This window comes from Clostridium sp. LIBA-8841, from assembly GCF_057782475.1.
Genome location: NZ_CM173488.1, coordinates 2259638 through 2284128 on the forward strand (window position 1 = coordinate 2259638; position 24491 = coordinate 2284128).

At 28.2% G+C, this 24491-nt stretch carries 23 protein-coding genes and 1 other annotated feature; of the genes, 5 read left to right on the plus strand and 18 right to left on the minus strand.

Annotated features, from left to right (window positions below; all coding sequences use genetic code 11):
* Positions 1–12: 12 nt before the first annotated feature.
* From AC2A4K_RS09775 to AC2A4K_RS09795, 5 genes are all read right to left on the minus strand, one after another.
* Positions 13–846 carry a Cof-type HAD-IIB family hydrolase gene (locus AC2A4K_RS09775; RefSeq protein ID WP_322502299.1) on the minus strand — a complete coding sequence of 278 codons (834 nt, stop codon included), beginning with the start codon at positions 844–846 and terminating at the stop codon, positions 13–15.
* Between the two features lie 146 nt (positions 847–992).
* Complete coding sequence (locus tag AC2A4K_RS09780; RefSeq protein ID WP_322502300.1) at positions 993–2483, minus strand: VanW family protein; 1491 nt, start codon at positions 2481–2483, stop codon at positions 993–995.
* 168 nt (positions 2484–2651) lie between these two features.
* Positions 2652–3617, minus strand: coding sequence for a glycoside hydrolase family 25 protein (locus AC2A4K_RS09785; RefSeq protein ID WP_322502301.1), 966 nt, complete (start codon positions 3615–3617; stop codon positions 2652–2654).
* Between the two features lie 72 nt (positions 3618–3689).
* Positions 3690–4595: a D-alanine--D-alanine ligase gene (locus tag AC2A4K_RS09790; protein WP_322502302.1), complete on the minus strand. Its 906-nt coding sequence runs from the start codon at positions 4593–4595 to the stop codon at positions 3690–3692.
* A gap of 121 nt (positions 4596–4716) precedes the next feature.
* Positions 4717–7080: a sensor histidine kinase gene (locus AC2A4K_RS09795; RefSeq protein WP_322502303.1), complete on the minus strand. Its 2364-nt coding sequence runs from the start codon at positions 7078–7080 to the stop codon at positions 4717–4719.
* A 191-nt stretch (positions 7081–7271) separates the two neighbouring features.
* On the opposite strand from AC2A4K_RS09795, the gene AC2A4K_RS09800 reads away from it, so the two are divergent.
* On the plus strand, positions 7272–8135 hold the full coding sequence (locus AC2A4K_RS09800; protein ID WP_322502304.1) for a DMT family transporter: 864 nt from the start codon (positions 7272–7274) through the stop codon (positions 8133–8135).
* Positions 8136–8163: 28 nt separating this feature from the next.
* Here AC2A4K_RS09800 and nth read toward each other — a convergent pair whose 3' ends face one another.
* From nth to AC2A4K_RS09830, 6 genes are all read right to left on the minus strand, one after another.
* Positions 8164–8793 (minus strand): endonuclease III, encoded by a 630-nt coding sequence (gene nth / locus AC2A4K_RS09805; protein WP_322502305.1) that lies wholly within the window; start codon positions 8791–8793, stop codon positions 8164–8166.
* 11 nt (positions 8794–8804) lie between these two features.
* The gene (locus AC2A4K_RS09810) at positions 8805–9509 is read right to left on the minus strand and encodes a lysophospholipid acyltransferase family protein (protein ID WP_322502306.1); all 705 of its coding nucleotides are present in this window, start codon (positions 9507–9509) and stop codon (positions 8805–8807) included.
* Between the two features lie 37 nt (positions 9510–9546).
* A complete protein-coding gene (queG, locus tag AC2A4K_RS09815; RefSeq protein ID WP_322502307.1) occupies positions 9547–10539 on the minus strand; it encodes a tRNA epoxyqueuosine(34) reductase QueG in 993 nt (330 codons plus the stop codon).
* Between the two features lie 155 nt (positions 10540–10694).
* Positions 10695–11204: a serine O-acetyltransferase EpsC gene (gene epsC / locus AC2A4K_RS09820; protein ID WP_322502308.1), complete on the minus strand. Its 510-nt coding sequence runs from the start codon at positions 11202–11204 to the stop codon at positions 10695–10697.
* Positions 11205–11222: 18 nt separating this feature from the next.
* Positions 11223–12134: a cysteine synthase A gene (gene cysK, locus AC2A4K_RS09825; protein ID WP_322502309.1), complete on the minus strand. Its 912-nt coding sequence runs from the start codon at positions 12132–12134 to the stop codon at positions 11223–11225.
* A gap of 44 nt (positions 12135–12178) precedes the next feature.
* Positions 12179–12417, minus strand: a binding site (T-box leader).
* 58 nt (positions 12418–12475) lie between these two features.
* Complete coding sequence (locus AC2A4K_RS09830) at positions 12476–13747, minus strand: magnesium transporter (RefSeq protein WP_322502310.1); 1272 nt, start codon at positions 13745–13747, stop codon at positions 12476–12478.
* A gap of 340 nt (positions 13748–14087) precedes the next feature.
* On the opposite strand from AC2A4K_RS09830, the gene AC2A4K_RS09835 reads away from it, so the two are divergent.
* Genes AC2A4K_RS09835 through AC2A4K_RS09845 form a run of 3 tightly spaced genes read left to right on the plus strand, consistent with a single transcriptional unit; the run spans position 14088 to position 16254 of the window.
* Entirely contained in the window at positions 14088–14876 is a 789-nt protein-coding gene (locus tag AC2A4K_RS09835) for an amino acid ABC transporter substrate-binding protein (protein WP_322502311.1), read from the plus strand.
* Positions 14877–14891: 15 nt separating this feature from the next.
* Complete coding sequence (locus AC2A4K_RS09840; RefSeq protein WP_322502312.1) at positions 14892–15533, plus strand: amino acid ABC transporter permease; 642 nt, start codon at positions 14892–14894, stop codon at positions 15531–15533.
* A gap of 13 nt (positions 15534–15546) precedes the next feature.
* The gene (locus AC2A4K_RS09845; protein ID WP_322502313.1) at positions 15547–16254 is read left to right on the plus strand and encodes an amino acid ABC transporter ATP-binding protein; all 708 of its coding nucleotides are present in this window, start codon (positions 15547–15549) and stop codon (positions 16252–16254) included.
* 249 nt (positions 16255–16503) lie between these two features.
* Here the strand turns inward: AC2A4K_RS09845 and AC2A4K_RS09850 are convergent, their stop codons facing one another.
* The 3 genes from AC2A4K_RS09850 to AC2A4K_RS09860 all read right to left on the minus strand — a co-directional run bounded on the left by AC2A4K_RS09850 (position 16504) and on the right by AC2A4K_RS09860 (position 18645).
* On the minus strand, positions 16504–16947 hold the full coding sequence (locus tag AC2A4K_RS09850; protein ID WP_322502314.1) for a hypothetical protein: 444 nt from the start codon (positions 16945–16947) through the stop codon (positions 16504–16506).
* A 72-nt stretch (positions 16948–17019) separates the two neighbouring features.
* Complete coding sequence (locus tag AC2A4K_RS09855) at positions 17020–17688, minus strand: hypothetical protein (RefSeq protein ID WP_322502315.1); 669 nt, start codon at positions 17686–17688, stop codon at positions 17020–17022.
* Positions 17689–17763: 75 nt separating this feature from the next.
* Positions 17764–18645 carry a YegS/Rv2252/BmrU family lipid kinase gene (locus tag AC2A4K_RS09860; protein WP_322502316.1) on the minus strand — a complete coding sequence of 294 codons (882 nt, stop codon included), beginning with the start codon at positions 18643–18645 and terminating at the stop codon, positions 17764–17766.
* 318 nt (positions 18646–18963) lie between these two features.
* On the opposite strand from AC2A4K_RS09860, the gene pssA reads away from it, so the two are divergent.
* Positions 18964–19485 (plus strand): CDP-diacylglycerol--serine O-phosphatidyltransferase, encoded by a 522-nt coding sequence (gene pssA, locus AC2A4K_RS09865; protein WP_322502317.1) that lies wholly within the window; start codon positions 18964–18966, stop codon positions 19483–19485.
* Positions 19486–19525: 40 nt separating this feature from the next.
* Here pssA and AC2A4K_RS09870 read toward each other — a convergent pair whose 3' ends face one another.
* Genes AC2A4K_RS09870 through AC2A4K_RS09885 form a run of 4 tightly spaced genes read right to left on the minus strand, consistent with a single transcriptional unit; the run spans position 19526 to position 24411 of the window.
* A complete protein-coding gene (locus tag AC2A4K_RS09870) occupies positions 19526–19879 on the minus strand; it encodes a hypothetical protein (protein ID WP_322502318.1) in 354 nt (117 codons plus the stop codon).
* A gap of 49 nt (positions 19880–19928) precedes the next feature.
* The gene (locus AC2A4K_RS09875; RefSeq protein WP_322502319.1) at positions 19929–21278 is read right to left on the minus strand and encodes a SpoVR family protein; all 1350 of its coding nucleotides are present in this window, start codon (positions 21276–21278) and stop codon (positions 19929–19931) included.
* 12 nt (positions 21279–21290) lie between these two features.
* Entirely contained in the window at positions 21291–22484 is a 1194-nt protein-coding gene (gene yhbH / locus AC2A4K_RS09880; protein WP_322502320.1) for a sporulation protein YhbH, read from the minus strand.
* A gap of 4 nt (positions 22485–22488) precedes the next feature.
* Positions 22489–24411, minus strand: a complete 1923-nt coding sequence (locus AC2A4K_RS09885) for a PrkA family serine protein kinase (protein ID WP_322502321.1) — start codon at positions 24409–24411, stop codon at positions 22489–22491.
* Positions 24412–24491: the final 80 nt, after the last annotated feature.

Consider the following 24491-nt stretch of genomic DNA (forward strand, 5'->3'; position numbering starts at 1 on the left):
ATAAAATGCAAGTTAATCCTTTTTTAACACAAATTCATATATGACTTTTGCAACCCCATTTTTATCATTACTTTCAGTTACATAATCTGCTTTTTTCTTTAAAGAATCTATTGAATTTCCCATAGCTACACCTAAACCTGCATAGCTAATCATAGATAAGTCATTCTCATTATCTCCTATGCAAATTATCTCATCTTGCTTTATGTTATATTCATCTGCTAAAACTTTTACAGCTTTCCCCTTAGAAACTCCTTTATTGTTTACTTCTAAAGCATATCTTCCTGACTGAGTAATTTCAAAACTTCCATTTTTAATAAGTTCTTCTCTTATTTTTTTTAGTTTACCTGTATTCAATTCAATTATTATGCATTTGCCAATACTATCATTTTTAAAAATTTCATTCCACTTACTTTTGTCATTAACATAAACATTTTCTACTCTATGCTTATGTGGTATTTTTTTATTTAAAATTAAATCGCAAAGATATTTTCTTATTTTTGATGGCCAATAAACCTTATCTCTTGAATGAAAACTAGGAACACCTTTATAAACTTTGCAAAGTCTCATAATTTCTTTACACTGTTCTCCACTTAAAACATCTTTAGAAATTAAAGCATCTTTATCTTCATCAATTACCCATGCACCATTATTAGCAATTACTGCACAGTTAACTCCTAAGAATTCTGAAAAATAAACAGCATTCTTAGCATTTCTGCCAGTGCATATTATTATATGAACTCCTTTTTCATAAGCCTTTTTTAAAGCAATTTTATTTTCCTCACTTATTCTTTTTTTTGAATTTAATAATGTTCCATCCATATCTATACATATCATTTTATAACTCATAAATTCTCCTCCTAAATTAAAAGGAGAGATTAAAAACTTAACCTCTCCCTTTTAAGCATATTAATATTTTACTAAATAATAAGATTATATATGATTTATACTAATCTTAATTAAAGCAAAGATTCTCCTAATCATGTCTAATTTAATTAAGAATGATTAGCAGCTTGTCCTGTAGCTCCTGGATTTTCCGGTGTTGCAGGAGTTTGAGGTGTTGTTTGTGCTGGTGGTGCCGCTGGTTGTTCGGCTTTCTTAGTTCCAACCTTTATTATTTCATCCTTTTGCTTATAAACATCATGACCTATTAATTTCTTATCTATCTCTTTTCCATTTTGATATGTTACTAAATATCCTGTTGATTTATACCCTGTAACTGGGTTTTGTTCTACAACTCTTTGTCCTGCTGGCAAGTTAGGATCTTCTATTGTTTTAACTGATGGTTTTAAAGTTTCATTTACAACAGTTTGTAGTTCATATGTTTTTCCATCCATAGCTTGAACATTTCCATATATATTGAAAGTAACATGCTTATTACTTGTGTATCCTTGAATGTATATTGGGAAATCATAAGGATTTTTAAATTGATAATCTAAAGACCCCCAAGCAACTGTAGCATCCTCACTTGGACCTGAATAAGTTGTAGTCATACTATGATTATGTCTTTCAGTTGGCATTATTCCTGCTTTTAACACAGCTCTATATAAAGTGGTAGAAACTTGACAAATTCCTCCACCTGTAACCATTACAACCTTGTTACCTACATAAGCGGCTCCATCTCTATATCCTTTATCTGTAGTTCTTTCTCCTAAAGTATTGTTGTAGCTAAAAGTTTCACCTGGCATAAGTACTGTTCCATTAACTGTTTTAGCTGCAATTTCAACATTAGCACTTCTATTAGCATCAGAGCTTGTATAACTTGATGTAAAACTTCCCATAACTCCATCTATCTTTGAAAGCATTTCCTTAGTTATTTTAGGCTTTGTAATCTCCACAGGTACTTCAACCACTGTATTAGCTTCTGGATTAGCATTTACAGCATCTTTTACTAATGCAACCATTTTATCCTTTTCTATAGCTCGTCCATCTTGTCCTTCTGTTACACTTACATTGCTACCATTTATGCTTATAGTGGCATCCTTAGCTTTTTGATTAACCATTTCAGTTAATTTATTTTCATACTCATTTAATTTAGCTTCATTGTATTTAAAGTCTAAATTAAATTCTTTTTTATCTTTTCCATTTATTAAATCATTTTTACCAAAAAGATTTAAATCTTTTCCATACATCATAGCTTCGTTAACTGTTTCGTCTATATTGTATTCTGGTGATAAATCAGAATACTTTATTTCTATACTTTGGTCAGCAGCCTTTACTGTTATGGTTTTATTTTGAATCGGCTCTTTTATCTCTTTATTTAAAGCCTCTATAGCCTCTTCTTTAGTCATTCCTGATAAATTGACATTTTCAACATATACATTTGGATATATCTTATTGTCCCATTTTTCAGTTTTCTTTTGAATACTTACTATATATGCAAAAATAGAACCTATTATAATTGCTAATATAACAACCACTGATATTATTATCTTTTTCTTACTCTTATGTAAGCTTTTACTTGTTTTTTTATTTTCTTCGTTCACAGTTATTCTCCTCTCTACAATCTTCCTAAAAAAACTATAAGCTAAATTTCACAAAAAATTATTACAATATAATAACATTTCTTATTATAACAAAATTTTCATAACTTTTGGAAAAAAATTAAATAGAGCTAAAATTTTTAACTCTATTTAATACTAACAAAAATACTTTTAACCTAAAAAATATTCTTCACTATCTATAATATATTCAGTTCTTTCTTTTGAAAAATCTCCAGTAATATCAAATGCTTCTATGGATACTTTTATTGGCTTTCCTTTTGGTAGATAAAACTTACTCTTATCTACAACAAACTTAGTAGCTTTTCTAGGTAAAGTTCCTGCATAGTTGTCATTGATAAATACATTGTATCCATTTAAATCGTCTTCTTTATTAGCATTCCAAAAAATATTTATCTTTCCAGCATCCTCATATGCCGTTAAACCAGTAACATTAGCTGGTGGCATTAGCCTAGCTATACTATTAGGTCCCCAGTTTAAATCTACTGGACTTCCAATCCCATCTAGTTTACCCTCATCTGTAAATTGCCATATAGTCCACCTTGTCCATCCACCAATATTTGGAGGAAATGGTGGATTAGTAGGAACTCTTGTATACATAGCTAACCATAAAGGCATATCACTTAAAGGATATCCTCTTCCTGGAACCTCAAAATTATCATATAACTCTATAAAGAATAATCCTGTATATAACATTAATCTTCTTCTAGTTTTTTCCTCAAACCTATCTCTAAACCTATCTATCCAATTCACAAGTTGTGTTGTTGTTAGTGATCTATCTGTAGGTGCCTCTACATCAACTACAGGAAACAGATCACCATAGTCTCCTTGTCCAAAGCCTTGTTGAAGAACATCAATAAATTCATCTGCCTGCGTTACTGCTGTCTGTAAATCACTAGATGGTTTTGCATAATGATATGCACCACATGGAATACCATATCTTCTGCATTCTCTTGCAAACTCTAAAAACTTTCTATCAATTCTTAACTGACCCGTTCCAGAACCTGAAGATCTTAAGTAAATAAAATCTGAATTTTTAGCTAATGTTTGAAAATTAACATTCTGAGTAAACTCATTTATATCTGGCCCAAATGTACTTAGTGGATTTTTATCTTGCATTAATACTCTCCCCGTAAATTAATACTTACTATATAAAATATAAATTTACAGAGGAAGTTGTTACTAAATAAATTACTCTCTATTAACTTTTAAAGATTTTTCTATTATTGTATCTAAAAGTTTTTCAAAACTCATATTTATTCCAGCTGCACTCTTAGGGAATAAACTGTTTTTTGTCATTCCTGGTAGTGTATTTACTTCTAATATATAAGGAATATTATCTTTTACAAGCATATCAACTCTAGCATACACATCACATTTTAATAACTTGTAAGTTTCTAAAGCCATATGTTCAACTTCTTTGTGAATATCTTCATTTAACTTAACAATAAACTCATCTGCTCCACCATCTTCATATTTTGATGCTATATCAAAGAATTTTCCTTTTGGTTTTATAGCTAATACTGGTAACATTTTACCATCTATTATAGGACAAGTTATTTCATCACCTTTTATGTATTCTTCAATCATTACTTCTGTATCATATTTTAAAGCTTCTAATACAGCCTCTTCAACACCTTCTTTAGATTCAACTAAAGTTGTTGCAACTGATGATCCACCGTTGTTAGGTTTTATGAATACTGGATAACCTAATTCTTCTATATTTTCATAATCTATTTCATCTATTGATGATACCATTAACCATTTTGCTGTTCTAACATTTCCAAAAGCTAAAATTCTTTTTGTCATATCCTTGTCCATACATATAGCACTACTTAAAGGACCACAACCTGAAAAAGGTATTCCTAAAGTTTTAAGAACAGCTTGAACAGTTCCATCTTCTCCAAATTTTCCATGTAAAGCTAAAAGAGCAAAATCTATTCCTTTAACTTTTTCTATTAAATCCTCTTTTTCATTTAATACTATAGGAATAGCTTCATATTTATCTTTATCTAAGGCATCTACTACAGCATTACCACTTTGTATTGATATCTCTCTTTCTGAAGAAATGCCTCCCATTATTACTCCAACTTTCATATATTTACCTCCAAAATAGAAATAATTAAGGACTTGTTATTTTTTTGAACAAGCCCCTAATATTATAGCACTATATTTTTAAAATAGAAAGTTAGTGAAAACATTTATATATGAAATATATTTAATATATTTCATATATATCAGCAAACTCTATTGATATTTTTTCTACTTCAGTTTTATAATCTAAACTCCCACTTTCTTCCACGCAATTTTCAAATTTTATGTTAGGTAGTAAAATTGAAAATTCACTTCCATTTTCACTACTTTCCCTTAAGAAAACTTTTCCTTCATGAAGCTCTACTAAAGATTTAACTAAGGATAACCCTATTCCACTTCCTTCTTTATTTCTATTTAAAGACTTATCGTTTTGTATGAATCTTTCAAAAATGAATTCCTTCATATGAGATGGAATTCCTATTCCTGTATCCTTAACTCTTATATCAACCCAGCTTTCATCATTTATAACATTAACCTCTATCTTTCCGCCTGCCTCTGTAAATTTTATTGCATTAGATAAAATATTCAAAATTATTCTTTCAATTTTATCTGGATCACATTTTATTTCTAACTCTTCACAATCAGTATCAAATATTATATCAATATTTTTAGACTCAACATAAGGTATTACAGACATGGTTATGTCTTCTGTAAGTTTTATTATGTCATAATTAACAAAGTCCATCTTTATAAAGCCAGAATCTATTTTTGTTATATCTATAAGATTGTTTACAAGTCGTAACATTCTAAAACAATTTTGTTTTAAGGTCTTTTCATACTTTTCATAGAAATTAGAAAATCCAACTTCATTTTTTTTATTATTATTTAAAAGTTGTATGCAAGAGTATATTATGTTAATAGGCGTTCTAAGTTCATGAGATAAGTTTGCAAAAAACTCATTTTTAACCTTATCATATTGTTTTATTTCCTCAAATTTATTCTTTAATACCTCTATTTCCTTAACATCCTCAACATTCCTAGCAACTCTTACCCATCCTAATGTATTGTTTTTACTATCCTTAATTCTACTTGATATGGATTCTAATTCAACCACTCCATTTTTTGATTTTACTTTATCTATAGTTAACACTTTGTCCTTATCAAAATATTTACTATCTATCATTTTAAGATTGGATTCAAGCAAAAGAAAATCATAATAAACTTTTCCTATAAGCTCTTCTTCATCATATTCTAAGACATCAATTACAGCTTTATTTATATAGGTTATTTTTCCTTCCACATCAATTGTAAATATTAAATCCTTTATGTTTTCAGTAACCCCTCTAAGTCTTTGCTCATCTAACTTCAAGTTTTTCTCCATCATATATTCTTCTGTTATGTCATTTAACCTTAAAACATAATAAAGATGTTTTTTCTTTCTTATTCTCTGAAGATTTACTCTTATTACTTCTCGCTCTCCATTTAACTTTAATATTCCTTTCCATTCTTTAGAATTTCTAAGAACACTTTCTATACTAATTACGTTTTTACTATATAGGAACTCTTTTATCTGTTTTTCTAATTCATAATAATTTTCATCAATGCCTGCTCCATTGCAAATTCTTTTTTTTCTACATTTTTCATTTGCATATATTACATTTAGATTATTACTTAGTAAGATTATCTCACTATTACAATCGAATTCTATTAGATTAAAAAATGCACTTAATTCCTCTTGCATAAAATTTTTATTCGTAATAACTTGCAGAGAATCAAAAAACATTCCAAAAACAAAACTCATAAAAGATAGGAATATAAAGAAAATAATATTTATCTTTATAAGATCATTATTAGTAATCGTTAAGGAAATTCCATAAACCAACTTTAATAACATAAGAGCTCCACTTATCATTATTACTAAATATGTTATTTCCCTATATTTCAGGCACTTTACAAAACAAATTGCAATACAAGCTATATATATTAAAACAATTATTACTAATGTTAAATTTAGTATGAAGGTATCATTATAAATACCTAAATCATACTTCATATTTAAAACCTGTAGAATAAATGTTGCTCCAATTACAGTTAATAAAGTTATTTTCTTATATTTACGTATAAATTCTTCGAACTTTTTCATAGCTAAAATAGCTAAAAGCATTAATATTCCTCTAAACATTATACTAAACAAATTTAAATCATAAACTTGATTTCTAACTATTTTACCCATAAGTAACATAGCTATCATTTCAGTAATTAAACTTACATATATAAGTGAAATCCCAAAAAAGTTTTTTCTCTTAAACCCTCTATAATATATAAAGCATATTACTAATATCATGAAACAAAGAAGTGCTTGGGTCATAACTATAACTTCTTCAATAGCACAATTTATGCTTAAATCATTAAACTGTTCTCCATTTAACCCTATAATAATATCTAAACTTTTTATAAAAAATAAAACTAATAAGACTATTGTAACTACAGCTATTCTTTTTATGTTTTTTCCTTTAATATTTAAATTATTAAAAAGTCCAATTAACATACCTAATTTATCCCCATTCTTAATTAGAATAATACTTTCATTATATATTAAATAAATCTTTTAAAAAGTTAAATTTGTATTTTTTTCAAAAAGTTATCTTTTTCTTCATAATTTTACCATATATTATTTATATTGACCTATTTATTTATAAGAACTACAATGTTAATATAAAAATTTTATAGGAGGATTAAATGAATAATAAAACAAAAGGGATAATTTTAATAACCATATCAGCTTTTAGTTTTGCTCTTATGAGTACCTTTGTTAAATTATCCGGAGATTTACCATCAATAGAAAAAAGTTTCTTTAGAAACTTAGTTAGCTGTTTTGTGGCATTTTATTTAGTAAAAAAAGATAATGCATTGCTTTTTGGTCATAAAGAAAATAGACTTGCTCTAATAGGACGTTCTGCTTTAGGAACTTTAGGAATTTGGGCTAATTACTATGCAATCGATAGATTAATGCTATCAGATGCTACTATTCTTAACAAATTAAGTCCATTTTTTGTTATTATATTTTCTTATTTATTCTTAAAAGAAAAATTAAAACCAATTCATATAATATCTCTTTTAGTTGCCTTCTCAGGGGTTTTATTTATAGTTAGACCATCTGGAAGCTTAGCAAGTAACTTTATACCTGCTATAATAGGACTTTGCTCAGCAGCCTTTGCTGGTGGTGCATACACTTTCGTAAGGTATCTAGGTGGGAAGGAAAAAGGAGCTACCATTGTTTTCTTCTTTTCTTTCTTCTCAATAGTAACAACTTTCCCTATTATGTTGTTCCAATTTAAATTTTTTACTTTAGAACAATTTGCATTTTTAATACTTGCAGGTGTTGCAGCCTCTTGCGCTCAATTTGCTTTAACTGCTGCTTACAAATATGCTCCTGCTAGAGATATATCTATTTATGATTATACTCAGGTTATATTCTCAGCCTTAATTGGCTTTACACTTTTTGGAGATCTTCCTGATAAAATTTCTTTAATAGGTTATGTTTTAATTTTATTAGCATCACTTGCTATATTTTTATACAACAAAAAAGAAGCAACAAAATAAAAGAAGCTACATTAAAATGTAGCTTCTTTTATTTATTATTTTTAAAATAATCACAATACTTATTTATTTTACAAATATCACATTTAGGCTTTCTAGCTGTACAACATCTTCTTCCATGAAAAATCAAAAGATGATGAGCTAAAGACCATTCTTTCTTAGGCAATTCTTTCTGAAGTTGTTTTTCAGTTTCCAAAACATTATCTGAGTGCGCTAATCCAATTCTATTAGAAACTCTAAACACATGAGTATCTACAGCAATAGATGGAACTCCAAAGGCATTTGATAAAACTACATTGGCAGTTTTTCTTCCCGCTCCTGCTAAAGAAGTTATTCCTTCCATAGTCTTAGGAACTTCTCCGTTGAAGTTTTCTTTTAACTGATGTACCATCATGATTAAGTTTTTCGCTTTATTTCTATAAAGTCCAATTTGCTTTATTCTCTCTTCTAACTCTTCTTGACTTATTTTTAAAAAGGCATCTACATCAGGATAATCCCTAAATAAAGTTTTAGTTACTTCATTTACCTTTTTATCTGTAGTTTGTGCCGATAAAATAGTTGCAACTAAAAGTTGAAAAGGAGTTTCATAATTTAATTCACACTTAGCGTCTGGATATTCTTCTTTTAAAATTTCTAATACCTCTTTAGTTCTCTTTTTCATAATACATACCCCTAGTCTTTATATACACCTCTATAACTTTCTGGTAAAAGATTTGCTATACTTTTCATAAGGTGATTTAAAGATCTTTCTTCATATTCATGTTTGTCCTCACCTTTTTCTTTCTTAGGTAATTCTATAGGTTTGCCAAATTTTATATTAACTTCAGAATGGTGAAATTTCTCAGCTCCCATGTTTTCATCATTTATTGGCATAAGTTTTTCCGTTCCTGTCATTCCAAAAGGAATAATTTTAGCCTTTGTTAATCTAGCTATAAGTAGAACTCCTTTTTTAGCCTCTATCATTCCACCATTTCTACTTCTAGTTCCTTCTGGAAAAATAACTATATTTTCTCCATTCTTCACAGAATTAACTATTTTATTAAGTGATTCTCTATCTGCTGAGTTAGGTTTTATTTTTATATTCTTAACTAATCTAGTTCCTATATTAGTTAAAGCTTCTTCATTAAGCTTTACTCCTGCTATGAAATATGGATCATAATCCTTTCTTAAAACTTTATCTAAAATTAAACCATCTGCATTGCTTAAGTGATTTCCTATAAATATAAAAGGTCCTTTTTCTTTTTTTAATTCATCAAGCCCTTCAACTTTTAAGTCAGCATATTTATTTAAACATCTTCCGATTAAACTTCCCGCTATTGGTTTAAACATACTATCTGGTAGTCTAACTAAAACATTAGCCCCTATACGAGTAAACATTCAATTACCTCCTGAATTAAATTTTAACAATATATTATTATACATCATAAAAATTTAAAAGTCTATTTTTAAAATCCTTAAGATTATCTGAATTAAGTTGATATTTTGATATATCAGCCTTCTCAACCAATGCTTTTTTTACCATTATATTTCTTAATATTGTATTTTTTCCTCTCCATCCACAAGAGGTTTTTTTGAAAGTTTCATTAAATTCTTTTTTGCTCATTTTATCAATATCATCAAAGGAATTCTTTTGCATAAAATCAAATGGCTTAAAATCCTCTATATTGGTGTATGAAATTTCTTTATTATATGGACATTCTTTTTGGCAACTATCACATCCAAATATTCTTCCCTTCATAAGCTTAAAATATTTATCTTCTATATCCTTTTTTTGAGTTATATATGATATACATGAGTTAGTATTTTTTATTCCACTTCTATTTAAAACTTTAGTTGGACAATTTTTATAACATATCTCACAAGTTCCGCACTCTTTAAAAGTTCTAAGCTCCTCTAAAGTATTCTCTTCCTCACAGTCAATATCTAGATTAGTTATTATTTCTCCTAAAAATACATAAGAACCATACTTTTTAGTAATTAACATATTATTTTTACCAATAAACCCTATGCCACCTAAATAAGCAATATACCTTTCTGGCAAAGAATTACTATCAACTAAAGCTACTGACTTTCCACCTAATTCTTCTATGTATTTACCTATCTTCTTTAAATAAGAACCTACAACATAATGATAATCTTTTCCTCTTGTGTAAACTGAAAAACCATTATCAACATATTCTTCATTATATAAATAAGGAAAAGCAATTGTTATTATAGTTCTTCCATCTTCCATGTAAACTTTAGGATTAACTCTTTTTTCAATATCTTTTTCTTCAAATTCATTTTCAAACTTTTTTTCTTTTCTTATATTGTACACCTCTTCAAGTTCTGAAAATCTTCTACACTTTACAAAACCAACATTATCTAACCCTAAAGATTTACAATACTCCAAAATCTTTTCCTTCAAATATTATCACCTCAAATTATATAAACAAAAGACTATACTAAATCTCTTTTTAGTAATTCAAAACAAATTTTAAAACTTTTGTTTTTAATTGCTAAAAATAATTTTAGATATAGTCTTATTATAAATCAAATACTAATAATAGGAATGTTTATAAGCTAATTTTTAAAAACCGCCGGAATCCCTACAGCAGTTTTCCCTTGCGGAACATCCTTTAATACTACGGCGTTAGCTCCTATTTTAGCTCCATCTCCTATATTTATTGGCCCTAAGACTTTAGCTCCACATCCAATTATAACATTGTTTCCAACCGTCGGATGCCTTTTCCCTTTTTCTTTTCCAGTTCCTCCAAGGGTAACACCATGATATATTGTTACATTATCTCCTATCTCTGCAGTTTCCCCTATTACAACACCCATTCCATGGTCTATAAAAAGACCTTTACCTATTTTAGCTCCTGGATGGATTTCTATACCTGTAAAAAATCTTCCTAACTGAGAAATTAACCTTGCTAGAAAAAATAATTTAAATCTATATAACCTGTTAGCAATTCTATAAAAAATCAAAACATGAATACTTTGATAAAGTAAAAGAACTTCTATCTTTGATCTAGCTGCAGGATCATTTTTCATAACACTTTCTATATCATATCTTAGTTTTTCAAACAAAATTTTCACTCCTACTGATTAATCATATAGCCCTGTTGAAAAATATTTCTCCCCTCCATCAGGTGCTATAACTAATACTTTTTTATCCTTATCTAGTTTCTCTAAAACTTCTTTTGCACCTTGTAGAGCTGCACCTGAAGATATTCCTATAAGAACACCCTCTTTATCAGCAAAACTTTTTGCCATAGAATATGCATCTTCATTGCTAACCTTTATTATTTCATCAACTACTGAATCATCATATATCTTTGGTACAAATCCGGCACCTATGCCTTGAATTTTATGAGGCCCTGGCTTTTCTCCTGATAAGACTGCTGAGCTACTTGGTTCTACAGCAACTATCTTTATATTCGGATTAAATTCTTTTAATCTTCTTCCTATACCTGTAATAGATCCCCCAGTTCCAACTCCAGCAACTAGAACATCTAAGTCTGGTAAATCTTTTATTATTTCTTCAGCTGTTGTTTCATAATGTTTCTTTGCATTTGCCTCATTTAAAAATTGTTGTGGCATAAAATACCCTTTTGTTTCAGCTAATCTCTCAGCCTCCTCAATAGCTCCTTTCATACCTTTGCTACCTTCAGTTAATATGATTTCTGCTCCATAAGCTTTTATCATATCTCTTCTTTCCTTACTCATAGTTTCAGGCATTGTTATAATAACCTTATATCCTTTAACTTTTCCAATCATAGCTATTGCAATTCCTGTGTTTCCACTAGTAGGTTCTACTATAACTCCATTTTCCTTTAATAAGCCATTTTTTTCAGCCTCTTCTATCATTCCTAAAGCAGCTCTATCTTTTATGCTTCCTCCAGGATTAAACTTTTCTAGTTTAACAAACACTTGTGGCAATTCCTCTCCAACAAATAGATTGCTAGCTTTTAATATTGGTGTGTTTCCTATTAAACTTAAAAGATTGTTAAAAACCATATAAATTTCCTCCTAAAAATATATAATAAAAGGCCCTTACACTATTTAGAGACGAAGTATTTTACTCCGTGGTTCCACTCTAATTAGGTAAAGACCTCACTTAATCAAGTACAATAAATACTTTATCACTTTAACGGGTGATACTCGAAAATTTCTACTATTTAACTTCTTCGAAATTTCTGTTCAAAAGCGCACTTCTTATAAAGTTATGGTGAAAGATTTCCAGCATCACTTTCTCTCTGTGACCTTTCTTTATAATACTTTACTTTATCACAACATTTATCCGACTATTCTGATAAGAATTATATATTTCATTATATGCTTTTATTCAATTTTGTCAACTAATCTGCATACTTTTTCTTAAATTTTCTTTTTAAATTATTAGGAATCAATTCATCAACTATATCATGAATAAGAACCATACCAACTAATTTTTCTTCATAGTCTACAACAGGAATAGATATTAAATCATACTTAGTAGATTTTTCTATGGCATCCTCAATAGTACTATCTATATTAACACTTATAGAAGATGTATGCATAATCTCCTTAAGTCTAGTATTTTCTTCATTCATTATTAAGTCTCTTAGAGTTACTACTCCATTTAATCTATCCTCTTCATCAGTTATATAAACATAGTACATAACTTCTTCATCAGCATTTAATTCTCTTAATAACTCTATTGTCTCCTTAACTGTAAGGTCTAAGTTAAAAGATATAAAATCCTTATTCATGATACTACCTACAGATTCATCTGAATAACCCATAAGTTCTTTAACTTCTTCAGCATCTTCATTTTCTAGAGCAATTAAAACTTTTTCTCTTTCCTCTTCATCTAACTCATCTATAATATCTGCGATTTCATCGTTTGGAATATTTTCAAAAAGTTCTGCAGTCTTAGAATGAGAAAGCCCCTTTATTATACTGCTTTGTACTTCTGGTTCTATTTCTTCTAAGGTATCTGCTGCTAAGTCTTCATCTAAGCTATCAAAAACCTTTTTTCTGTTTGTGGCATCAAGTTCTTCAAGTATATCTGCTAAATCTGCTGGATGTAATTTTTGAAGCTTTTTATAAGGGATAGATAATTTTAAGTTCTCATTTATCATTTCTAAAGACTCAACGTCTTCCCACATAATAACTTTTTCTTGGAACCTCTCTCTAAATATCTTAGCTAGTATTTTCCCTAAAGTTTCCATACCCTTACGTCTAAACTTAACTATTTTTCCTGTTTCAACAGCTATAACTCTAAACTCTCCTGCTATCTTAACTATTCTTAAGTCATCAACCTTAACTACCTTTTTCCCGTTTATATCAACTATTTTTCTATCTAATAAGTTTTGAGATAATAGATAACTATAATTTCTAGGCAAAATTTCTCTGCTACCTCTTATTTGTATTTTAAACTTACCATTATCTTTTTGATAAAAATCTATATTTTTAAATTCATAATCAAATATGACTCCATCTCTCTTTACCTTATATCCTATAATTCTTGGATATCCATCTTCTGTTGTTACATATACGTCCTTTAAAACGCCTAGAACTTCATTAAATTCATCATATATTTTCTTATTGATTATATTACTGTATAAAAACATTGTTAATTTATTCATTCATATCTCCTCCTCTTAACTCTAAAATTCAAAAGAATTTTAAAATTAAATTTTATTATCAAGAAAAGGAGAAGTATGTCCTAAATTTACCAAATAGAAAATAACTTCCCTCTTCTCTTTTTTTATTTAATTTTAAATTGCACCTATCTTCTCGAGGGCTATCTTCCATTTAGTTTCACCACCTATAAATAAAAAATTACATAACTCTCTAATTTATTATATTATATAAACTCTAAAATGCAACGTTTTCCACATATTTAAATAAAAATATTTTATTTTTCCATTGACTTCATCACTTCATCATGGTAAAGTGATAATAAGATAAAGCAAGGAGGAAGTTATGAAAAAAGTATTATTTTTATTATTTAGCATATTAATTTTTTCAACTATACTTTATGGTTGCTCCTCAAAAAAATTAGAAAATAAAAAGGATGAAAATACTGTAATAGTTGGAATAGACGATACCTTTGTTCCTATGGGATTCAGAGATGAAAAAGGAAGTATTGTAGGCTTTGATGTTGATTTAGCAAAAGAAGCCTTTAAAAGAATGAATTTAAATGTTACTTTTCAACCAATTGATTGGTCAATGAAAGAAACTGAACTTAATAATGGAAATATAGATGTAATTTGGAACGGATATACAATGACTCCAGAAAGAGCTGAAAAAGTTGCCTTTACAAAACCCTATTTAAAAAATAGACAAGTTATTGTTACTCTTTCTGATTCTAACATAAAAACTTTAAATGATTTAAAAGGAAAAACAGTTACTACTCAAGACGGTTCAAGTTCTTTTGATGTTTTATTTGAAAGATCAGACTTAACTAAAACTTTTAAAGGGAAAGAACCAGTATTATTTGATAGTTTTAATGATTGCTTTATGGATTTAGAAGCTGGAAGAAGTGATGCTGTTGTTTGCGATGAAATTCTTGCTCAGTATTATATTTCAAAAAAAGATCAAAATAAATTTTATGTGTTATCTGAAGATTTAGGAGAAGAAAGCTATAGTATTGGTCTTAGAAAAGATTCTAACTTAGTATATTCTCTAAATAAAACTTTAGAGGAAATGAAAAAAGACGGAACAACAGCTAATATATCTAAAAAATGGTTTGGAAAAGACTTAGAAAGCTAAAAGGAGGTACAAGTTTTGGATTATATTATTACTTTAATGCCTTCAATATTTGACGGCTTAAAAAATACATTAGGAGTTTTTATATTAACATTAATACTTTCTATTCCTTTAGGAATATTTGTTGCAGTACTTAGATTATCAAAAATCAAACTAATAAGTTCTCTATCATCTTTTTATATTTGGGTAATGCGTGGAACCCCATTACTATTACAGTTAATATTCATATTCTTTGGATTACCTATAATAGGAGTTAGTATTGATAGATTTCCTGCTGCTATAATAGCCTTTACATTAAACTATGCTGCTTATTTTGGAGAAATATTTAGAGCTGGTATAAAAGATGTTGATAAAGGACAATTTGAAGCATGTAAAATCCTAGGGATTTCAAAGTGGTTTACATTTAAGAAAATAATTCTTCCTCAAGCATTTAAGAAGATTTTACCATCTATAGCAAACGAGGTTATTACACTTGTTAAAGATACATCATTGGTTTATGTAGTTGGTATAGGAGAACTTTTAAGAGCTGGGAAAATAGCAAGTAATAGAGATGCTTCTCTTATTCCATTATTCTTAACAGGAGTTATATACTTAATATTAGTAGCAGTATTAACTAAATTATTTGATAGATTAGAAAAAAAATATTCATATTATAATTAGGAGGGTTTATACAATGATAGAAATTAAAAATCTAGAAAAATCTTTTAAAGGCAATAAAATATTAAAAAATATTTCTTTTACCTTTAAAGAAGGAGAAATATTAACTTTACTTGGACCTTCTGGTGCTGGCAAAACCACAATACTTAGAATATTAAATGGTCTTGAAAGTTGTGATTCCGGCAGTATAAGCCTAGATAATATAAAAATTTGTGAAAATGGAGTATATGCTGATTCAAATACTCTAAAAGAACTTCACAAAAAAATAGGTCTAGTATTTCAGACCTTTAACCTTTTCCCTCATATGAGTATTTTAGAAAATTTAATCTTAGCTCCAATGCACACTTTAAATCTTTCTCTTGATGAAGCCACTGATAAAGCATTAAAAATACTTTCTAAGCTTTCTCTAGAAGATAAGGCTAATTCTTATCCTTGTGAGCTTTCAGGAGGTCAAAAGCAAAGAGTTGCAATTGGAAGAGCTTTAATGTTAAACCCGAATTATATATGTTTTGATGAACCAACTTCCGCCTTAGATCCTACACTAACAAAGGATATTGCAAATATCATAAAATCTTTAGCTGAAGAAAATATAGGAGTATTAATAATAACTCATGATATGCTATTTGCAAAGGAAGTTTCTTCAAGAGTTATAAAATTAGACTCTGGAGAAATATTAAAAGATCTTCCATCTGAAGAATTTTGGTGTGAGGCACCTGTTATATAAAATTTAATCTTATAGCTCTGTTTTAGGCAAATCTTTAAAACAGAGCCAATCTTATAAAACAAGAATAATCAAAGTAACTTAAAATAAATCCTATAAATACGCTCTAATAATTACTATATTTCACTAAAAATTTATTGCCATTACTTCGAAGATCTTACTTAAACTCAGAAGTTAAGTGAAATTCTATCTAGATATTCTCTTCATACTATTATAAGTTTTATTCTTTAAAGTTTTAATGCATCTCCATTCTTATTTTATGTTAGATTCAATCTTTCCCTTCAATTTTTTTATTTCTTCTTTATTGCCATTTCCCTTTAAAAACTTATCATATTCATAAGTTAAGTTTTTTAATAATTCTATATTTTTTAAGCTTTCAGTTCCTTTTAATTCTTCTTCTGCTTTTGCAAGTTCATTCATATAACTCTCCTTAAAGTCACTCCAATCCTTCTCATTAAACTCTTTAATTCCATCTACTTTATTCACCAGCTCATCATATAAACTCTTGATTTTATTTTTACCATATTCCTCTTTTGCATTTTTTTCTTCTGGCACCTCAGTTGGATTTGGTGAAACACTTTGTGATGGATTAACCTGTTGAGTGTTTGACTCCTTTGGCACTGTTTCCTTTGTACTCTTACATCCCATAGTAAAAAATGTTGCTCCAACTAAAAATGCAATTATTAATTTCCTCATACTTTCACCTCAAAATTTAGTTTTAACTTAGTGTGCCCTTTAAAGTAAAAAAAATAAATGGATAGTTAAAAACTATCCATTTATGGAAATTCTATTTTTCTTAAAGGTTAAAACTATATAAAAACATAAAAGACACAGAAAAACTTCACTAATTATTATGCCATTTAAAAAATTAGTACCTAATAATCCTAAAGAATTTTCTATTAATATAATAGATAAAGTGATTATTAAAAATACAATACCTTTTTTATCAGAATATTTTTCCTTTTTAAAAAGTATTAAAGCACTTAATATTATAGTCAGTATAAGTATATATATAGCCTTAAACAAAAAATATTTTTCTGTTGTAATTAGATACCCATATTCCCATGAAACAGTAAAATAAGGATTAAAAATAGCTATCATAATGAAATAAAATCCTATTAATATAAATGGAGCAAATTTAAAAAATTTAAATTTTATTTTATCACTCCTTAAGAATATATAGAAAGCTAACATTACTATTAAAGGGATATATATTATGTCTAAAAAACCAGTGTACTTAAATAAACTTATATATCTTTGATTATTTACTAAAGATAAAGCTATTAAAGACCCTATTCTTATTATTTGTAATAAAAAAACTATACTTATAATGTTTTTTATTTTTTTAGGTGAATATCTATAATTTTCTACTAAATTACTTATAGTAATAAAAATTATAAGAAACAAAACTGTGTAATAAATAAATGTTTGATTCATAATTCCTCCTCAATTATTTCTCACCTATTTTGTTTACATATTAAAAATTCTCATTACTATAAAGTATTATTTATATTACTTATTTATTCCTAAAACTTGTATTCCATCTTTAACACATTGAACTCTTAATGGGAAATCTGGTCCTCTTTCTCCATCTATATCTGTAACTATTTCCTCATTAGATTCTATAAGTAATTCATCTGTTTTTATATACTCAATTCTTGGATCATCTAAGTGTTCTCCTTTTAATACCTTTATGAACATAGGTATTATTTCCGGAATATGGCATGCCTTAAACACAACTACATCTAAAAATCCATCTTGAACCTTAGCTTTTGTTGCTAATTTAAAGTTACCCGCAGTTTGCCCATTAAAAACAAGCATTAAATATATAGGCTCATCAAAAACTGTTCCGTTAGCAGTTATTTTAACGTCTAATTTTCTAAAGTTAGGTAATTCTTCTAGCCCTTTTAAATAGTACGCTAATTTACCTATTGTATTTTTTAAGTTTGTATCTGTTTTTTGTGATACATCTGTAAATAATCCTGTAGATAATACATTTACAAAATAATTATCATTTACCTTACCTAAATCAACACCAACAGCATGCGAATCTAATATTTGTTCAACACATGCACCAGCATCTTGAGGCATTCCTAAATGCTTTGCAAAGTCATTAGCTGTCCCTACTGGAATTATACCTATTGGAATATCTATATTTTTTCTCTTCATTGCATTAACTACAGTATCAATAGTTCCATCTCCACCTGCAATAAGTATGTATTCATAGGTAGAATCCACTATATCCAAAGCCTGAGTTACATCCACTCCTCTTTGAATTCTATAAGGAACTATAGTATATCCTTTTTCTTGATGCATAGTTATTATCTTATCAAGTTCTTTTAAAATAGCATTTTCTCCCGAATATGGGTTATATATAAATCTTACCTTCTTCAATGTTTTGCTCCTCCAATTTTAATTCTTTATTATAAATTAAATTGATATTTCCTTTAATTAATGGTATCATTTTTAATATATTATACAAACCCTGCAATATTATAAAATTATATCATTTGTTAATCCTGTTGTCGATAATATAGTATCAGTAAATGTTTTTGACTTTAATCAATATTTATGCAATAATATCTATGTTTTAACTTTATATTCACAATTAATTTAAAATTAATTCGTTATATATTGATTTTAAATCTAAAACTTATGGATACACATTAATATAATTTTATTATTGTTAATCTTTTTATTAGGAGTGATTATATGAGAAAAAGTAGTATACCAAATATATTTACTTTTATAAACCTATCTTTTGGTATATTATCATTATTAGCAACCTTTAAATCAGACTATCTATTAGCTTCAATATTCATAATTATGGCTGGATTAGTTGATAGATACGATGGAAGAGTTGCACGTTACTTAAATGTTTCTAGTGATCTTGGAAAGGAACTAGATTCTTTAGCTGATTTAGTATCATTTGGTGTTGCACCATCAGTACTAACTTTTGTATTTTATAATTTTGAATCTCTAGGTCCTAAAGGAATTATAGGTTATGCATTATTACTTTGCTTCCCTATTTGTGGAGCTTTTAGATTAGCTAGATACAATGCAACTGAATTTGACGGTATATTTAGAGGAGTACCTATAACTATTGCTGGTGCTGTTGTAGCTTTATTTATTTTATTAACTGTAAATAATCCTATAAACATTATATTCCCAATAGTAATATTAGCTGTATTCTCTTACTTAATGGTTAGTAATTTACAATTAAAGAAATTTTAAAAAAAGCCTATTAAAGAATTTTCTTTAATAGGCTTTTTTATTATTTTTCTTCCTCTTCTCTAATAGAATTATCAAAAAACAAGTCATGTTCAACTTCAGTTAGAATTACATCCTTTGAGGCTTTAGATGTTATAACTTGAGACTTAAGTTTTATATACTTAATATATGCCTCTTCATTTTCCTTGATTATCTCTAAAACAGAATCTATTATTTCACCCATTTCATCGACTCTATCTAAAGCCTCATCTAAATCTCTTTTCCTAACTTTGGCTATACTATTTAATTCTCCAGCTGCTCCCACTAAAAGTCTATAAGTATTGGCATAGCTATTTAAAAGTGAACTTAAATTATTAATCTCATCAAAATGTCTCTTAAAAACTTCAGTTTGACTCATTTTAACTCCATATAATATTAATTACAATTTATAATATGAAAGTTATTCTCTATTCATCACACATAAATAAAATATCTGAACCATCTTTCCCTTTACTACTTAAAGTTACCTTTCTTCCCCATAAAACATTTATATATTTTAGGGTCCTCTTAGCATAAGTAGCCTCTAATTCTCTACCATCAAAAACATGTTCTAAGTTTAATGTCATATCTTTTTTATTTAATTCTTTAACTCTAATATGTGGAATAGAGCTTACACCACATTCATCTGCAATTAAATTTCTAATATTTTTCCACCCTGATTCATCTGAAACGTCATCTACAACATAATCAAAGCCCTTTTTAACATATTGGAATAAATTAAGCTCCTCACAAAGTTCTCTAGTTAGATATTTTCTTATAAAAGAATTATCTCTTTCTAGAGCTCTTACCTCAAAAATCTTTTCTTTACCATACCTTTTTTCTATATCTTGAAAAACTCTGAATCCTATATAATATGGATTTAATCCATAAGCAATAGGTGCCACAACATCATTGTGTCTCTTTAAAAACTCTAAATGTAGACCCTGTGGCAGATTTAACTTTTTCAAAATATTATAATGCCAATAGCTTGCCCATCCCTCATTCATTATTTTAGTTTCTATTTGAGGTAAAAAGTATAGACTTTCTCTTCTCACTATTTTTAAAATATTTTTTTCCCAATCCTCTAGATTACTATAGTCTATTATAAATTGAATAATATCATCATCTGGATTTAATGGAATTTTACTTACATCTGGAGGAAGTATTTCTTCCATAGAGTCTAAAATACCCCTATTTTCTTTTTTCTTGTTGAATATGCTCAATATTCTCTTTCTCTGCTCATCTTGTGACTCTCTTTTTTCTCCAATAACTCTTGGAATTTGATATCTTATTGAGTGAGCAGCATCTAATATTCTCTCAACTTGACTATACCCTATACTTGGATCATTTATATATCCTCTTATAGTATCTGCATCTAACTTAAACATCTCTAATGTATTATCTGCATCTGTGCCTTCCGCAAACAATCTATTATTTTTAAAGAAATCATTATGACCATATACATGTGCCATAGTTAATATTTGAAGTAATAGTGTGTTATCCTTCATTAAATAAGCTAAGCAAGGATTAGAGTTTATAACCATCTCATATGGTAATCCTGTCATATTTAATGAATATAATGTTTTATTTTTTTCATAAGCCTTACCATAACTCCAATGTGGATATTTAGAAGGCATTCCCACATATGCTTCATAGCTCAGCATTTCATTATATCCTATAACTTCATATTCTTGTGGATAATAATTTAGTCCTTCACTCTTAGCTATTTCCTCTATCTTATTGTTCCACCCTTCTAAATCTTTTAAATTATAATCCATATTAAATGCCCCTTATCTTGAAATCTCTTCTTGCTGATTCTCCTCTTGTAGTTCTTCAGATAGCATATATTTTATTGCATTCCATAGATCCTTCTTCTCTTTTACAGCTACAGAAACAAAGTTTTTCTTACTTATTTCCTTTTTAAATCTATAGAACATAGTAGTTGAATAGGTTGAAGGAAGAAGCTCTATATATCCAAACATATTACTTAAATCTGAAATTTCATTTACAGCTTTCATAGCTCTTTCATTATCTTCACTCCAGTTATCTCCATCAGAAGCATAGAAAGGATATATATTCCAAACTCCTGGGTGATATTTTTCTTTTATTAAGTCTATAGCTGCATTTATACCTGAAGATATATAAGTTCCTCCTGATTCGCCTTTATGGAAGAACTCATATTCATTAACATTTTTAGCAGTAGTAGTATGAGATATGAATTCAAAAGCTAGATTATGATATTTTCTTCTTATAAATCTAGATAGAACAAAGAAGAAAGATCTTGCTAAATATTTTTTAGTATTATCCATGGAACCTGAAACGTCCATTATAAAAATCATTACAGCATTACTTTCCTTTTTAGGTTGTTTTTTTACCTTATAATATCTTAAATCATCTTCTCTAAAAGGAAATCTTTCGATTTCCTCTTTTTTACCAACCTCAAGCAATGCTCTTTTCTTCCCCTGTTTCCTTGCAATCTTTGACATAACAGTTTTCTTCTTTGCAAGTCTTGGTCTTATACCATACTTTTGATACCCTCTTTTTCTAGCTGCACTTTCAACTATTATTTCAGAGTATTTCTTTCTATCTAAGTTAGGCAAATCAAGATCTTCAACTATATAATCCATAAGCTCCTCTAAGGTTATTTCTGTTTCATATATGTCCTTTCCTTCTTGATTTCCTGCCTTATTATTTCCAATAGCCTTTCTTTTATCACTAGCTATTCTATCTCCTCTTCTCTCTTCTCCTGTTCCAGTTGTAACACCTTTATTATTAGAACCATAAATAAATTGATATTCTTTTATTCCTCTAATAGGAATTTTATACTTTTTATTTTTAGTTTCTCCAATTATACTTTCCTCAGAAAGTATGTCCCCTAAATTTTCTTTAATGGACTTTTCTACTAGCTGTCTATGACGTCTCCTGTCCTCTATAGATCTATCATGTTCTACTTGATTCTCTCCAAGGTCTCTGAATATGGCCATTCCTTTAATCCTTCCATAGGTTATTAGCTGCATACTTTAAGATTACATCGCAGCAATGTGGACAATAACCATTCTTCTCCATTTGATTTACCATTGAATCATATTTTTTATCTTGATCCTTATCTCTTACTCTAGATTTAGTTATTATTCTAGATAAATCCTTAACTGAAGCTGTTAATTTCTTTTCAATGGCCTCTTTTAGTGGTTCATAAGATCTATAGTCCATTTTTCCGCCACTTCTAACTATATAGAACATATATGATGTTACATCTGCTCTAAATCCCTTAGCAGAAGATTCTGATATTCCAATTTGTTCTTCTATACTTCTCATGAATTCTTCATCTGGTTCTAGCTCTTCACTAGTTGCAGAATCCTTAAGTTTTGTTTTGTTTACATAAGCTTCTGCATTATCTATATAATTATTAAATAAACTTTCTGCTTGCTCTTGGAATGAATGAATAAATGCTTTAGTAATCTCTTTTTCAAGAATTTTATTATATTCTTTTCTTATAGTATCTTGAATATATCCTAAATATTTTTTCTTATCATCTTGAGATATATCCATATCCTTAACTGACTTTATAATACTTTCCATTACACTTAGTGGATTTATACACTTATGCTCAGCATTTGATAAAGCATTATCTATAGCCTTTATAATAAATCTTGTTGAAATTCCTTTCATACCTTCCATAGGACCAGCTTCTTCTTTAAGCTCTAAAACATCAATTCTCTTAGTTGTTCCTTTTTCAACAATTTCCTCTCCGTTATAAAGTTTAAGCTTAGTAACTGGGTCAACCTTCATTGAAGGAAGTAATCTTGTTAAAATAGCAAACATTGACGCTATTTCTATAGTGTGAGGTGCTATATGAGCATCAAAGTTAGATTTCTTTAATATTTTTTCATAAATTTTCTTCTCTTCACTAAGTTCTAAACAATATGGAACTTCAACTTTTACAATTCTATCTAAAATAGCTTCGTTAGTATGATCTGATTTAAACTTATTCCATTCAGCCTCATTAGAATGAGCTATTATAAGTCCATCAAAATAAATCATTGACCCCTTACCAGGTGATGGAATAGACTTTTCTTGAGTTGCAGTTATGATTGTGTGTAAATATTCAACATCATTTTTAAACACCTCAATAAATTCAACCATTCCTCTATTACCAACGTTAAATGCTCCATTTAATGAGAATATTCTTGGGTCATCTTCTGGATACATATCCATTTTAGAAATATCAATAGATCCTGTCAAAATAGATGTATCTTGGTTATTAGGATCTACTGGAGGTACAACTCCAATTCCTTTTCTAGATCTGATTGAGAAATTCTTTGTTGAAACTGGGAATTTTTCATATTCTCCACCAAATTCATTTAATAATCTATACTTACAAACTGGACATAAGTCTCCTTCAATCTTAACTCCTAACATATCTTCAAATTCTTTTCTTAAGTGTTTAGGAATTAAATGTAATGGTTCCTCATGCATTGGACATCCATCTAAAACATATACTGGTGGTGCTGTTTCTAAAGATTTTTTAATAGCTTCAACTAATGAAGATTTACCTGCACCAACAGGTCCTACTAAATACAATACCTGTCTAGCTTCCTCTCCTTTCATTGATGCTGAATGAAAATAATTCATTAATTTCATAATAACTGTATCTATACCATAAAAATCTTCTTTAAAGAAATTATATTTCTTTATTTTCTCATTTCCGTATATCTTCTTTATCTTTGTATTTTCCTCTGGGCGTAATATCTCAAATCCTTTATCTACGATCAAATCATAAATCCTCTTATGAGAAAGTTTTGCAACGTCAGGATTATTTTTTACAATTTCTAAATAATCGATAAATGTTCCTTTAAATTTCTGCTTATTATGTTTTTCCCTATCACTTTTTATAAACTCTTTAAAATCCATTGTAATCCCTCCTTTACCCTAAATATATTCACCATACATTATGTTCTATGACAAAATATTTATATAAAATAAAAAAAAAG

What these genes read in the sequence shown, in the direction of transcription:
- pssA (WP_322502317.1), top strand. Translation starts at nt 18,964, where the DNA reads ATGAGAAAAAGTAGTATACCAAATATATTTACTTTTATAAACCTATCT.
- AC2A4K_RS09855 (WP_322502315.1), bottom strand. Translation starts at nt 17,688, where the DNA reads ATGAATCAAACATTTATTTATTACACAGTTTTGTTTCTTATAATTTTT.
- AC2A4K_RS09800 (WP_322502304.1), top strand. Translation starts at nt 7,272, where the DNA reads ATGAATAATAAAACAAAAGGGATAATTTTAATAACCATATCAGCTTTT.
- AC2A4K_RS09885 (WP_322502321.1), bottom strand. Translation starts at nt 24,411, where the DNA reads ATGGATTTTAAAGAGTTTATAAAAAGTGATAGGGAAAAACATAATAAG.
- nth (WP_322502305.1), bottom strand. Translation starts at nt 8,793, where the DNA reads ATGAAAAAGAGAACTAAAGAGGTATTAGAAATTTTAAAAGAAGAATAT.
- AC2A4K_RS09835 (WP_322502311.1), top strand. Translation starts at nt 14,088, where the DNA reads ATGAAAAAAGTATTATTTTTATTATTTAGCATATTAATTTTTTCAACT.
- AC2A4K_RS09810 (WP_322502306.1), bottom strand. Translation starts at nt 9,509, where the DNA reads ATGTTTACTCGTATAGGGGCTAATGTTTTAGTTAGACTACCAGATAGT.
- AC2A4K_RS09785 (WP_322502301.1), bottom strand. Translation starts at nt 3,617, where the DNA reads ATGCAAGATAAAAATCCACTAAGTACATTTGGGCCAGATATAAATGAG.
- AC2A4K_RS09795 (WP_322502303.1), bottom strand. Translation starts at nt 7,080, where the DNA reads ATGTTAATTGGACTTTTTAATAATTTAAATATTAAAGGAAAAAACATA.
- AC2A4K_RS09790 (WP_322502302.1), bottom strand. Translation starts at nt 4,595, where the DNA reads ATGAAAGTTGGAGTAATAATGGGAGGCATTTCTTCAGAAAGAGAGATA.
- yhbH (WP_322502320.1), bottom strand. Translation starts at nt 22,484, where the DNA reads ATGGCCATATTCAGAGACCTTGGAGAGAATCAAGTAGAACATGATAGA.
- AC2A4K_RS09845 (WP_322502313.1), top strand. Translation starts at nt 15,547, where the DNA reads ATGATAGAAATTAAAAATCTAGAAAAATCTTTTAAAGGCAATAAAATA.
- AC2A4K_RS09875 (WP_322502319.1), bottom strand. Translation starts at nt 21,278, where the DNA reads ATGGATTATAATTTAAAAGATTTAGAAGGGTGGAACAATAAGATAGAG.
- AC2A4K_RS09870 (WP_322502318.1), bottom strand. Translation starts at nt 19,879, where the DNA reads ATGAGTCAAACTGAAGTTTTTAAGAGACATTTTGATGAGATTAATAAT.
- AC2A4K_RS09850 (WP_322502314.1), bottom strand. Translation starts at nt 16,947, where the DNA reads ATGAGGAAATTAATAATTGCATTTTTAGTTGGAGCAACATTTTTTACT.
- AC2A4K_RS09830 (WP_322502310.1), bottom strand. Translation starts at nt 13,747, where the DNA reads ATGAATAAATTAACAATGTTTTTATACAGTAATATAATCAATAAGAAA.
- cysK (WP_322502309.1), bottom strand. Translation starts at nt 12,134, where the DNA reads ATGGTTTTTAACAATCTTTTAAGTTTAATAGGAAACACACCAATATTA.
- AC2A4K_RS09775 (WP_322502299.1), bottom strand. Translation starts at nt 846, where the DNA reads ATGAGTTATAAAATGATATGTATAGATATGGATGGAACATTATTAAAT.